Here is a 12,525-nt window from a genome sequence, read left to right on the forward strand (position 1 = left end):
GGCCGTCTGCCCGCTGTCTGACAATGACGATACGCCCTGATAACTGGTTTACAGAAAAGTATGATTTATCGCCGCCGCACTCTGAAGTGCGCGCGGCGCTGCCGAAGCTGACGCCGGGCAACGTGCTGGATCTCGGCTGCGGTAAAGGCCGCAACAGCCTTTATCTCAGCCAGCACGGCTTTAACGTCACCGCCTGGGACGCTAATCCGGCAAGCCTTGACTACCTGAATACCATTATTGCCACCGAACAGCTGCCGAACATTCAGACAGCGCTGTGCGATCTCAACCAGCTGCGCTTCAACGGCAGCTATCAGTTTGTGCTCTCAACGGTGGTGATGATGTTTCTGCAGCCGGAGACGATCCCGCAGCTGATTGCCGATATGCAGGCCAGTACGCAGAAGTATGGCTACAACCTGATTGTGGCGGCGATGAGCACCGCTGATTACCCCAATACGCAGGCGTTTCCGTTTACCTTTAAGTCGGGCGAGCTGAGCCACTACTACCGCAACTGGCACATCGTAAAATATAACGAGGATGTCGGCGAGCTGCACCGTCGTGACGCTGACGGCAACCGTATTAAATGTCAGTTTGCCACCCTGCTGGCACAAAAGGCGAGTTACTGAAGCAGGGCCGCGGTCTGCGGCCCCTGTCGCACGCATTCAATGCTTATTTTTCATACAGCGATTGACCCCATCCGGTAACTGTGACTAAATATTGTTATCGCCCTGAGGGGTATCAACAGGAACACCCGCGTGAACAGCGCCCTATCACCACGAAGACGTCCCAAAACCGGCACCATGACCCGCATCGTTTTGCTGATCAGCTTTTTTATTCTGGCTGGTCGCCTGATCTTTATCATTCCCGGTGCCATTGAGCATCATCAGCAGAAAAAGACCCTGCCGGAACCGGCAACGCTGAGCAGCAGCGAGACACGCTGACGCTGCGACTGGCGCCTTTGTTCTGCCCGTTCTGGCGGTAACACGCTACACTTTGTGCTGACTTTACAGACACAAAGGACGCGTTATGTCTGCCTCGCACGCACAACAACTAACCGAATCCCGCCAGCGCATTCTTACACTGCTGCTGAGCAAACAGGACTTAGTGGATGTCCTGCTGGATAAATCCGTCGATCTCAACGCCGCAGAGCTGCGCGAAGTGGCCGCCTGGCGCCAGCAGCTGGAGCAGGAGCTGGCGCCGCTGCACGCCGCCGACCTCGCTGATATCCTGGAAGCGCTGCCGGAAGAGGAGCGCCGGGCGCTCTGGCAGCTGGTCCCCTCCGAACAGCGTGGCCGCGTGCTGGTTGAAGCCTCAGAGACCGTCTGGGAGAGCCTCACCGAAGGCATGAGCGACCGCGAGATCCTGCGCGCGATTGAACCGCTGGATATCGACGATCAGGTCTATCTGGCGCGCTATCTGTCGCGCGATCTCACCGGCCGCCTGCTGACCACGCTGGAGCCGCAGCTGCGCGCGCGCCTGCTTGATGTGATTGAGCTGGATCGCGACCGCGTAGGCCGCATCATGGATTTCAATATTCTCACCGTGCGCGCCGACGTCACCCTTGCCACGGTGCAGCGCTTTCTGCGCAAGCGCAGCAGTATGCCCAACGGCACCGATAAAATCTTTATCACCAATGCGCAAAACCAGCTGCTCGGCGAGCTGCCGCTGACCGATATTCTGCTCAATAAGCCCAAAACGCTGGTCGCAGATGTGATGAATCCCCGCCCCACTACGTTTCAGCTCAATGACAACGCCGAGGATGCCGCCAGCGCTTTTGAGCGTTATAACCTCATCTCTGCTGCCGTTACCGACGCCAAAGGCAAACTGATTGGCCGTATTACCGTTGAGGATGTGATCGATCTGGTTAACCAGGAGAATGAGAGCAACATCCGTAAAATGGGCGGGATCAGCCAGGAGGAGGATGTGTTTGCGCCGGTGCGTAAAGCGGTGAGCAAGCGCTGGACGTGGCTGGCCATTAACCTCTGCACCGCATTTATCGCCTCGCGCGTCATCGGCCTGTTTGAAGCCACAATTTCACAGCTGGTGGCGCTCGCGACCCTGATGCCGATTGTTGCGGGCATTGGCGGCAATACCGGCAACCAGACCATTACCATGATTGTGCGCGCGCTGGCGCTGCATCAGGTGGAGCCTGGTAACTTCTCCTTCCTGATCGGTCGCGAGCTGGGCGTGGCGCTGATCAACGGCCTGTTCTGGGGCGGCATTATGGGCGGCATCACCTGGCTGATGTATGACAATATTCAGCTTGGCGGCGTGATGATGCTGGCGATGGTGCTGAACCTGCTGCTGGCGGCGCTGATGGGCGTGCTTATTCCGCTGATCATGACCAAAATGAAGCGCGATCCGGCGGTGGGGTCCAGCGTGCTGATCACCGCGCTCACCGACACCGGCGGCTTCTTTATCTTTCTCGGTCTGGCCACGCTGTTTTTACTGCCGCACTGAGTCACGGCAGCTGCGCCTTTAGAGTGGCGCAGCTACACTCATTCATACCCTTATCTGATGGAGACACAGCATGTTTAACGCAGGCGATTTTGTGCAGTCGAAAACCGGTGGTCCTAAAATGCAGGTGCTGCGTGCAGAGGGCGATATGCTCTGGTGCGCCCGTATCGACGACCCGCTGAAAAAAGAGATAGAGATTAAAGCAGACAGCGTCAATCTCTATCATGAAGAGGGCGACTTCGGCGTCTGCTGAGTGCCCGGCGCGCCGCAATCCGCGGCGCCCCCGTCAGGGATTATCCTTCTGCACGTTATCCCGGCCGATACCGCCAATAAACGGCAGCCGCAGCCGCAGCGGCGTGAAATCGACGCCCAGATTAAGCCCCAGCAGGTTCATCTCTACCCCCTCTTCCGCACCGACCGTCACGCCCAGTACGCCCAGCAGCGACAGCTGCAGACCGCGCCCCGAGGGCGGCAGCCCTATCGGGTGCAGCAGCGAGCGGTAATCCTTGCCAACCGCGTTTGCCGGCAGGTCGAGCTTCAGCGCCGGCACTTCGCGACCAATGTGCGCCAGAAAGGTATTGCTGTTTGGCCCCGGCCAGGCGCGATAGGTGGCGGGCCACGGGTAAGAGCGGATTGCCGCCTCAATCTGCGGGATCATCGCCTGCGCTGCGGCCCCGCGGTGATCCACCAGCAGACGCGGACGGGCGCCATACCAGTAGCCATCCGGCAGGTTACGGTTGCGCCGCACCTTGTCACCGCTGCCCCAGCTGATCACCTCATAGCGATTATATTGCGTCTCGCCGGCGCGCTTAAAGATGATCCACGGATGCACCGCCACCGCGCCTTTCCAGCCGTAAGTGGGAGCCGCATAGACCTGCACCACCGCTTCGCTGGCGTAGCGCTGCGGATCGGGCGCCAGTCCGGCGGAGTCGCGCCGCGCGGTGGCCCAGCCGCCCTGCCCGGTCTGCAGGTCGCCGCTGCGCGTCGCCTGCGCCAGGCTCGCCGCCAGCGACAGGATCACGGCACAAAGAAAAGTCAGCAGGATAAGTTTTACAGGCAGCATTCAGGGTATCCGGGGCAGAAAAAGAAGTGCGTTATTATGCAGCAAAACGGCGCCTGTTTATTCACCAACTATGCGCTGGCACGCAACGCGACGGCAGACCCATCATCGTGCGCTGCGGCTGCGGTTCAGCCATAAAAAAAGCCCGCATGCGGCGGGCTTTATGTCAGAACGGGGTTATTCCCACTCAATCGTCGCCGGTGGCTTACCGGAGATGTCATACACCACGCGGGAAATACCGTTGACTTCATTGATGATGCGGTTGGAGACGCGGCCAAGGAAATCGTATGGCAGATGCGCCCAGTGTGCGGTCATGAAGTCGATGGTTTCCACCGCGCGCAGTGAGACCACCCAGTCATACTTACGGCCGTCGCCCATTACGCCGACGGAGCGCACCGGCAGAAACACGGTAAACGCCTGGCTCACTTTATTGTAGAGATCCGCTTTGCGCAGCTCCTCGATAAAGATGGCGTCGGCGCGGCGCAGCAGATCGCAGTACTCTTTCTTCACTTCGCCCAGCACGCGCACGCCGAGACCCGGTCCCGGGAACGGGTGACGGTAGAGCATGTCATATGGCAGGCCCAGCTCAAGACCGATCTTGCGCACTTCATCTTTGAACAGCTCTTTCAGCGGCTCAACCAGGCCCATCTTCATCTCTTTCGGCAGGCCGCCCACGTTATGGTGCGATTTGATCACGTGCGCTTTACCGGTGGCAGAAGCAGCGGACTCAATCACATCCGGATAGATGGTGCCCTGCGCCAGCCACTTCACTTCGGTCAGCTTCAGCGCTTCTTCGTCGAACACCTCAACAAACACGCGGCCGATGATTTTACGCTTGGCTTCCGGATCGTTTTCACCCGCCAGCGCATCGAGGAAGCGCGCTTCCGCCGGTACGTGGACAATGTTCAGACCGAAATGGTCGCCAAACATATCCATCACCTGCTCCGCTTCATTCAGGCGCAGCAGACCGTTATCAACAAATACGCAGGTCAGGCGATCGCCGATAGCGCGGTGCAGCAGCATGGCGGTTACCGAGGAGTCAACGCCGCCGGAGAGGCCGAGGATCACGCGGTCGCTGCCCACCTGCTGGCGGATACGCTCAACGGCGTCTTCAATGATTTTCGCCGGCGTCCAGAGCGCTTCACAGCCGCAGATATCGCGGATAAAGCGCTCCAGCATGCGCAGTCCCTGACGGGTGTGCGTCACTTCCGGATGGAACTGCACGCCGTAGAATTTCTTCTCTTCATTCGCCATGATGGCAAACGGACAGGTTTCAGTGCTGGCGACGGTGACGAAGTCAGCCGGAATTGCGGTGACTTTATCGCCGTGGCTCATCCAGACATCCAGCAGCGGCTTGCCGGCGGCGCTGATGGCATCTTCGATATCACGCACCAGCGCGCTCTGCGTGGTGACTTCCACCTGCGCATAGCCAAACTCGCGCTCATTTGAGCCTTCAACCTTGCCACCCAGCTGCATCGCCATGGTCTGCATGCCGTAGCAGACGCCCAGTACCGGCACGCCAGCGTTAAAGACGTACTCAGGCGCACGCGGGCTGTCCAGCTCGGTGGTGCTCTCAGGGCCACCTGACAGGATAATTCCGTTCGGGTTGAACGCACGGATTTGCTCTTCGGTGACATCCCACGCCCAGAGTTCGCAGTAGACGCCCAGCTCACGCACGCGGCGCGCAACCAGCTGCGTATACTGCGAACCAAAATCGAGGATCAGGATACGATGTTTATGAATATTTTCAGTCGTCATTGAGGCATTTCCAGTGGGATGGACTTAACAATAAAAGCGCCCGGCCAGAGCCGGGCGGGAAATTTTCAGGGATCAGGAACCCATGCGGTAGTTCGGTGACTCTTTGGTGATGGTCACATCGTGTACGTGACTCTCATTGATACCGGCGCCGCTGATGCGGACAAACTCCGCTTTGGTGCGCAGGTCATCAATGGTCGGGCAGCCGGTCAGGCCCATGCAGGAGCGCAGGCCACCCATCTGCTGATGGACGATCTCTTTCAGGCGACCTTTATAGGCAACGCGGCCTTCGATACCTTCCGGCACCAGCTTATCTGCGGCGTTGTCGGTCTGGAAGTAACGGTCAGAAGAGCCTTTGGACATTGCGCCGAGCGAGCCCATGCCGCGGTACGATTTGAATGCGCGCCCCTGATAGAGTTCGATCTCGCCCGGAGACTCTTCGGTGCCGGCCAGCATAGAGCCCACCATCACTGCGGCTGCGCCTGCGGCGATCGCTTTGGCGATATCGCCGGAGAAGCGGATCCCGCCATCTGCCACGACCGGAATACCGGTGCCTTCCAGCGCCGCAACGGCGTCAGAAACAGCGGTGATCTGCGGAACGCCCACGCCGGTGACGATACGGGTGGTACAGATAGAGCCGGGACCAATACCCACTTTCACCGCGCTGACGCCCGCTTCAGCCAGCGCCAGGGCACCGGCGCCGGTGGCAACGTTGCCGCCAATGATTTCTAGGTCGGGATATTTGGCGCGGGTTTCACGAATGCGCTGCAGTACGCCTTCAGAGTGGCCGTGCGAAGAGTCAATCAGCAGCACATCAACGCCAGCGGCAACCAGCGCATCCACGCGCTCTTCGTTACCGGCGCCGGCACCCACCGCCGCGCCTACACGCAGACGGCCCTGCGCATCTTTACAGGCGTTGGGTTTACGTTCAGCTTTCTGGAAATCTTTTACGGTAATCATGCCCAGCAGGTGGAAGCTCTCATCCACCACCAGCGCTTTTTCAACGCGCTTTTCATGCATCCTCTGCAGCACCACTTCGCGCGCCTCACCCTCTTTTACCGTAACCAGACGCTCTTTCGGCGTCATGACCGCGGTAACCGGCAGCGTCAGATCGGTTACAAAGCGCACATCGCGACCGGTGATGATCCCCACCAGCTCGTTACCGGCGTTGACGACCGGATAGCCGGCGAAGCCGTTGCGATCGGTAAGCTCTTTCACTTCCGCCAGCGTCGTGGTTGGCAGCACGGTCTGCGGCTCTGTTACCACGCCACTCTCATGCTTTTTCACCTTACGCACTTCATCAGCCTGACGCTCAATCGACATATTTTTATGAATAAAGCCGAGGCCGCCTTCCTGTGCCAGCGCAATCGCCAGACCCGCTTCGGTCACGGTATCCATCGCAGCAGAGAGCATAGGAATGTTCAGACGGATGTTTTTGGTCAGTTGGGTGCTGAGGTCAGCGGTGTTAGGCAATACAGTGGAGTGAGCGGGAACGAGCAGGACGTCGTCAAATGTGAGGGCTTCTTTCGCGATTCTTAGCATTGCAATATCTCCACCTGGGGGCGTTGAAAACAGATAAAATATTGCCGCGGCATTATACAGGACGAAACCGATTGCCTCTACTGCTTTTTCAGAAAAAGTCTTGATCCTGCGCAGCAGCCCTGTAGTATCGATGAATTAACCCCCTGATTTAAAATTTGATCTTCATCACATGTCGCTACCTGCAACCGCCAATATTTTTACCGTCAGCCGCCTCAACACCACGGTGCGCACGCTGCTGGAAAATGAGATGGGCCTGGTGTGGCTCAGCGCTGAGATCTCCAATTTCACGCAGCCCGCGTCCGGCCACTGGTACTTCACGCTGAAAGATGATGGCGCCCAGGTGCGCTGCGCGATGTTCCGCAACAGCAACCGGCGCGTGACGTTCCGGCCGCAGCATGGGCAGCAGGTGCTGGTGCGGGCCAGCGTAACGCTGTATGAGCCGCGCGGCGACTATCAGTTAATCATTGAAAGCATGCATCCGGCGGGTGAAGGCCTGCTGCAGCAGCAGTTTGAGCAGCTGAAAGCGCAGCTCAGCGCAGAAGGGTTGTTCGATCAGCAGTTCAAACAGCCGCTGCCCGATCCGGCCCGCCAGGTCGGGGTGATCACCTCCGCAACCGGCGCCGCGCTGCATGATGTGCTGCGCGTGCTGCACCGCCGCGATCCCTCACTCCCGGTAGTTATCTACCCTACCGTGGTGCAGGGGGCCGATGCGCCCGCTGCCATCGTGCGCGCTATCGAGCTGGCCAACCAGCGTAACGAATGTGACGTGCTGATTGTCGGCCGCGGCGGCGGCTCGCTGGAAGATCTCTGGTGCTTCAACGATGAGCGCGTGGCGCGTGCGATTTTTGCCAGCCGCCTGCCGGTGGTCAGCGCCGTGGGGCATGAAACGGATGTCACTATCGCCGATTTTGTCGCCGATCTGCGCGCGCCCACGCCCTCTGCCGCCGCTGAGATTGTCAGCCGCAATCAGGTCGAGCTGCTGCGGCAGCTGCAGTCACAGCAGCAGCGTATGGAGATGGCGATGGACTACTATCTCGCCGGGCAGCAGCGTTATCTCACGCAGCTTCAGCATCGCCTGCAGCAGCAGCATCCGCAGCTGCGCCTGGCACGGCAGCAGACCGCCCTGTTTCAGCTGCAGCGTCGCTTAGGCGCGGCCGCCGATCGGCAGCTGCGCAGCGCGCAGCGCCAGCAGGATCGGCTACTGCAGCGGCTCAGTGCGCAGCAGCCACAGGGGCGCATCCTGCGCGCGCAGCAGCAGCTCGCGCAGTGGCACTACCGTCTGCAGCAGAGCATGCAGCAGCAGCTGGGGCAGGATCGCCAGCGCTTTGGTACGCTGATGGCGCAGCTGGAAGGGGTCAGTCCGCTGGCGACGCTGGCGCGCGGCTTCAGCGTTACCACCGATGCGCAGGGCGAAGTTGTAAAACAGATCGCGCCGCTGCAGCCGGGCGACAGGCTGCGCACCCGGCTGGAAGATGGCTGGGTGGAGAGCGAAGTCACCGCCCTCACGCCGCTGAAACGCCGCCGTAAACCCCGCCAGTCCTGACCAGCACGCAGGGAGATCCCCTCCCTGCCTGCACGTTTCCTGCTCTGCCTGACCCCGGTCTATACTCTTTGCATACCCATCACTCAGGGAGTCCGGCATGTCATACAGCGTAATTCCCCCCTATATTCTGCGTAACATCATCGACAACTGTGCAGGGCCGCAACAGGAGTCGGCGCGCCGCACGCTTACTCACGTTCAGCAGCTAATGGCGGAGCCGCACCGCGTCATCGCACCGGCGGATATCGCCCGGCCAGGCCAGGTGCTGCGCGCCATTTTTGATGCCAGAGAGAGTCAGACGCTGCCCGGCACGCTGATACGTCAGGAAGGCCAGCCTGGCAACGGCGACGTGGCTGCGGATGAAGCCTAGGACTATCTGGGCGTTACTTATGATTTTTTCTGGAACGTTTATCAGCGAAACTCGCTCGACAACAAAGGGCTGAAGCTGGACGGTACCGTGCACTACGGCCAGAATTATCAGAACGCTTTCTGGAACGGCCAGCAGATGGTCTTTGGCGACGGTGACGGCGAGATTTTTAATCGCTTCACCATCGCGATTGACGTGGTCGCCCATGAACTGACGCACGGCGTCACGGAAAGCGAAGCGGGACTGATCTACTTTCAGCAGGCGGGCGCGCTGAATGAGTCGATGTCTGATGTCTTTGGCTCACTGGTAAAACAGTATCAGCGGCAGCAGCGCGCGGAGGCAGCGGACTGGATCATCGGCGAAGGATTGCTGGCTAAAGGCATTAACGGCAGCGGTCTGCGCTCCATGTCAGCCCCCGGCACCGCCTATGATGACCCGCTGCTGGGTAAAGATCCGCAGCCTGCGGATATGGCGCACTATATCGAAACGCGTGATGACAACGGCGGCGTGCATCTCAACTCCGGTATTCCTAACCGCGCGTTTTATCTTGCGGCCACCGCGCTGGGCGGTTTTGCATGGGAACGCGCCGGTCAGGCGTGGTATGACACGCTGTGTGACAAAACCCTGCCGCAGGATGCTGATTTCAGCACCTTTGCCCGCTTTACCGTTGAGCATGCGGCAAAACGCTTTGATCGACAGGTCGCAGAGCAGATCCAGGCCGCCTGGCATGAGGTGGGTGTGAAGTGAACATAGAACTGACGGATGACGCCATTGTAGAGCTGGCGCGGGAGGGCGGCTTCGCCTTTATTCCCAAACTGCGTAAAGAGCGGCGTTTTGCGCTGGCCCAGCTGCCGGAACCGCAGAAACAGCGGGTCTGTCAGGTGCTGGAGCAGGCGCTGCCGCTCGGCGAGCAGGCGGAACAGGCTACCTCCGCAGGCAGTGGCGATCAGCACTATTTCCGCATCCAGATCACCTACGCCACCCACCATGAGGCGGGTGCTATCGTGATTTACGTAGCGGAAAAAGATGCGCCGCCAGCGCTACAGGCGCTGTGGCAGAACGGAGAGTAGGCAAAAAAAAGGCCGGCATCCTCTGCCGGCCCTGCTGCTCTTACTTGCTGTCTGGCAGCGCGTAAGCAATCACATAATCCCCGCGATCCGGCGACTGGCGTGCGCCCCCGGCAGAGATCAGGATGTACTGCTTGCCATTTTTGGGCGAGACATAGCTGATTGGGCCACCCTGGCTGCCGACCGGCAGGCGCGCTTTCCACACCTCTTTACCGGTTGAGCTGTCAAAGGCGCGCAGGTAGTAGTCCTGCGTACCGGCGATAAACACCAGTCCGCCCTGCGTCGCCAGCGTACCGCCCAGCGTTGGCATACCTACCGGCATCTGCGCATGCATTTTGATACCAAACGGGCCGGTATCCTGCACGGTACCCACCGGCACCTGCCAGACGATCTGACGCGTTTTCATGTCGATAGCTGAAAGCGTACCAAACGGCGGGGCCTGGCACGGAATGCCGAGCGGCGACATAAAGCGGTTTTTATTCACCGCATATGGCGTGCCCTTAAGCGGTACGGCGCCCATGCCGGTGTTAACCGATTCACCGCCGTTGCTGCCGCGAGCCACTTTGCTGGTGTCCTGCGGGATCATCTGTACCCACAGGCCAAGGCGCATATCATTGACGAACATATACTGATTGTTGGGATCAAACGAGATGCTGCCCCAGTTCAGACCACCCAGCGACCCCGGGAAGCTGAGCGATTTGTCCGTGTCCGGTACGGTGAACAGACCGTCATAGCGCATGCCTTTAAACGCGATACGGCACGCCAGCTGGTCAAACGGCGTCGCGCCCCACATATCGGATTCCGTCAGCGTCTGGTTGCCGATATTGGGCATCTCAACCGAGTGCGGCTGGGTTTTGGTGTACTGCTCGTTCGGGATGTGACCCTGCGGCATCGGCCGCTCTTCCACTTTGGTCAGCGGCTTGCCGGTCAGGCGGTCCAGCACCCAGATCATGCCGGTTTTTGCCCCGATGACCACCGCCGGTTTGGTGGTGCCATCCTTCATCGGGAAGTCGACCAGGCTTGGCTGCATCGGCAGGTCAAAGTCCCACAGGTCGTTGTGAACTGTCTGATAGACCCACTTCTGTTTGCCGGTGGTGGCATCCAGCGCGAGGATAGATGCACCGTAGGTGTGATCGAGCTTTGTGCGATTCGCGCCCCACAGATCCACTGACGAGCTGCCCATCGGCAGGAACACGGTGTTCATCGCCGGATCGTAGGAGAGCGGCGCCCAGGAGTTCGGCGTGCTGCGGGTATAATCCTGACCCGGCATCAGTACCGCATTCGGATCGTTGTTACCCGGATCGAACGCCCAGCGCATTTTACCGCTGATCACATCAAAGCCGCGCAGTACGCCGCCTGGCATATCGGTCTGCACGTTGTCCGCCACGCGACCGCCGACTACCACGGTGGTACCGGCAACCTGCGGTGCGGAGGTCAGCTGATAGAGCGGATCGGGCGCCTTACCCAGCCCCTGCTTCAGGTCAACCACGCCGTTGTTGCCAAAGCTGGCGCAAAACTCGCCGTTGTCGGCGTTAATCGCGATAAGACGCGCATCGATCGTGTTCATCAGGATACGGCGCTGGCAGCTGTCGCCTGCGGCCAGAACCGGTGCCGGCACCGGCGTGGAGCCTGGCTGCGTGGGCTGCGTCACCGGTTTGGTGGCGTCAAAATAGGCCAGACCGCGGCAGCGGTTCCACACTTCCGCCTGCGCATTGATTTCACGCTTCCAGATCTGCTTACCGCTGTCCGCTTCTACCGCAATCACATTGTTGTGCGGCGTGCAGAGATAGAGCGTGTTGCCAACCTGCAGCGGCGTCTGCTGATCTTCAGCGCCATTGCCGGTCGGGCTGAGCGGTGTGTCGCCGGTACGGAAGGTCCAGGCAACCTGCAGTTCATTAACGTTGTCACGCGTGATCTGATCAATCGCCGCAAAACGGTCCCCTTCCGGCGTGCGGCCGTAGCTGCTCCAGTCCTGCTGCGGTTTGCTTTTATCCACCGGGATCAGCGGCAGCTGCGAACCGGTAAAGGCCACGGTAGGATGCGGCTGAAACATCTGCACCACGGTGGCGATCATGCCAACCGCAATCAGCGCTGACAGTGCGTAAGAGAGCGTTGCCAGCGGCGCTTTGCCTTCGCTTTTGCGCAGCGCAGGCCAGGTCAGAAATGCGAACAGCATCAGCCCCGCCGGCACCATCAGCCGGGAAACCAGCGGCCAGAAGTGCCAGCCGGCATCCATTACCGCCCAGATCAGGGTTCCGATAAACGCCAGGGCCAGCAGCGTCACCGCTGACGCTTTACGCCGCATAAACTGGACCGCCGACGCTATCATAACGATACCGGCAATCAGAAAGTATTTACTGCCATCCAGCGCCGCCAGTTTACCGCCGCCAATAGCGAAAAACAGGCCGATCGCCAGCAGCACCAGCCCGAACAGCACGGACCAGACGCTGAGTCCCCTGCCGGGGCGAGTGGAATGTTCTGCCTTCACACAAACTCTCCTGAAAAATAGTGCATGCCGCCTGTCCGGCTTCGTCGCGGGACACAGCAGCACCCTGTTTAATGACGAACCGCAAAGCAGTCCGCAACCGCGCACTCATGCATGAGAACGCGGCATAACAGGGCGAGCTCACCATAAGGCGGCAGGATTGTACCAGATGGTACAATTGAAAGTGAACGATCATAACGCAGGGTTTACCGGCCAATAGCATTTTTGCTACATCTGCCGGGCTAAGCCGCTGTT

The 12,525-nt window shown here is 59.7% G+C and carries 10 protein-coding genes and 1 pseudogene; 7 read left to right on the forward strand and 4 right to left on the reverse strand.

The window, feature by feature from the left end:
* Nucleotides 1-23 precede the first annotated feature (23 nt).
* The 4 genes from tehB to FS690_RS14430 all read left to right on the forward strand — a co-directional run bounded on the left by tehB (nucleotide 24) and on the right by FS690_RS14430 (nucleotide 2,707).
* Nucleotides 24-623, forward strand: coding sequence for a tellurite resistance methyltransferase TehB (gene tehB / locus FS690_RS14415; protein ID WP_145339821.1), 600 nt, complete (start codon nucleotides 24-26; stop codon nucleotides 621-623).
* Nucleotides 624-752: 129 nt separating this feature from the next.
* On the forward strand, nucleotides 753-938 hold the full coding sequence (locus FS690_RS14420; protein ID WP_039379573.1) for a YfgG family protein: 186 nt from the start codon (nucleotides 753-755) through the stop codon (nucleotides 936-938).
* Between the two features lie 85 nt (nucleotides 939-1,023).
* The gene (gene mgtE, locus FS690_RS14425; RefSeq protein ID WP_145339822.1) at nucleotides 1,024-2,457 is read left to right on the forward strand and encodes a magnesium transporter; all 1,434 of its coding nucleotides are present in this window, start codon (nucleotides 1,024-1,026) and stop codon (nucleotides 2,455-2,457) included.
* A 70-nt stretch (nucleotides 2,458-2,527) separates the two neighbouring features.
* Nucleotides 2,528-2,707: a hypothetical protein gene (locus tag FS690_RS14430; RefSeq protein WP_039379580.1), complete on the forward strand. Its 180-nt coding sequence runs from the start codon at nucleotides 2,528-2,530 to the stop codon at nucleotides 2,705-2,707.
* 33 nt (nucleotides 2,708-2,740) lie between these two features.
* On the opposite strand, the gene FS690_RS14435 is transcribed toward FS690_RS14430, so the two are convergent.
* The 3 genes from FS690_RS14435 to guaB form a co-directional block, all read right to left on the reverse strand.
* On the reverse strand, nucleotides 2,741-3,517 hold the full coding sequence (locus FS690_RS14435; protein ID WP_039379583.1) for a DUF3750 domain-containing protein: 777 nt from the start codon (nucleotides 3,515-3,517) through the stop codon (nucleotides 2,741-2,743).
* A gap of 174 nt (nucleotides 3,518-3,691) precedes the next feature.
* Entirely contained in the window at nucleotides 3,692-5,272 is a 1,581-nt protein-coding gene (gene guaA, locus FS690_RS14440; RefSeq protein WP_108569447.1) for a glutamine-hydrolyzing GMP synthase, read from the reverse strand.
* A 72-nt stretch (nucleotides 5,273-5,344) separates the two neighbouring features.
* The gene (gene guaB / locus FS690_RS14445) at nucleotides 5,345-6,811 is read right to left on the reverse strand and encodes an IMP dehydrogenase (protein ID WP_071667901.1); all 1,467 of its coding nucleotides are present in this window, start codon (nucleotides 6,809-6,811) and stop codon (nucleotides 5,345-5,347) included.
* A gap of 169 nt (nucleotides 6,812-6,980) precedes the next feature.
* Here guaB and xseA point away from each other — a divergent pair, with 169 nt between their 5' ends.
* The 3 genes and pseudogenes from xseA (at nucleotide 6,981) to FS690_RS14460 (ending at nucleotide 9,788) form a co-directional block, all read left to right on the forward strand.
* Nucleotides 6,981-8,354, forward strand: coding sequence for an exodeoxyribonuclease VII large subunit (gene xseA, locus FS690_RS14450; protein ID WP_145339823.1), 1,374 nt, complete (start codon nucleotides 6,981-6,983; stop codon nucleotides 8,352-8,354).
* 97 nt (nucleotides 8,355-8,451) lie between these two features.
* A pseudogene (locus FS690_RS14455) lies at nucleotides 8,452-9,465 on the forward strand (M4 family metallopeptidase).
* Complete coding sequence (locus FS690_RS14460; RefSeq protein ID WP_039379602.1) at nucleotides 9,462-9,788, forward strand: protealysin inhibitor emfourin; 327 nt, start codon at nucleotides 9,462-9,464, stop codon at nucleotides 9,786-9,788. Before FS690_RS14455 ends, FS690_RS14460 begins: the two are co-directional and overlap by 4 nt.
* A gap of 40 nt (nucleotides 9,789-9,828) precedes the next feature.
* Here FS690_RS14460 and FS690_RS14465 read toward each other — a convergent pair whose 3' ends face one another.
* Nucleotides 9,829-12,273, reverse strand: a complete 2,445-nt coding sequence (locus FS690_RS14465) for a glucose/quinate/shikimate family membrane-bound PQQ-dependent dehydrogenase (protein WP_145339824.1) — start codon at nucleotides 12,271-12,273, stop codon at nucleotides 9,829-9,831.
* Nucleotides 12,274-12,525: the final 252 nt, after the last annotated feature.

The organism is Pantoea sp. PSNIH1, assembly GCF_007680655.1.
GTDB lineage: Bacteria > Pseudomonadota > Gammaproteobacteria > Enterobacterales > Enterobacteriaceae > Pantoea > Pantoea eucrina.

What these genes read in the sequence shown, in the direction of transcription:
- tehB (WP_145339821.1), top strand. Translation starts at nt 24, where the DNA reads ATGACGATACGCCCTGATAACTGGTTTACAGAAAAGTATGATTTATCG.
- mgtE (WP_145339822.1), top strand. Translation starts at nt 1,024, where the DNA reads ATGTCTGCCTCGCACGCACAACAACTAACCGAATCCCGCCAGCGCATT.
- FS690_RS14430 (WP_039379580.1), top strand. Translation starts at nt 2,528, where the DNA reads ATGTTTAACGCAGGCGATTTTGTGCAGTCGAAAACCGGTGGTCCTAAA.
- FS690_RS14435 (WP_039379583.1), bottom strand. Translation starts at nt 3,517, where the DNA reads ATGCTGCCTGTAAAACTTATCCTGCTGACTTTTCTTTGTGCCGTGATC.
- guaA (WP_108569447.1), bottom strand. Translation starts at nt 5,272, where the DNA reads ATGACGACTGAAAATATTCATAAACATCGTATCCTGATCCTCGATTTT.
- guaB (WP_071667901.1), bottom strand. Translation starts at nt 6,811, where the DNA reads ATGCTAAGAATCGCGAAAGAAGCCCTCACATTTGACGACGTCCTGCTC.
- xseA (WP_145339823.1), top strand. Translation starts at nt 6,981, where the DNA reads ATGTCGCTACCTGCAACCGCCAATATTTTTACCGTCAGCCGCCTCAAC.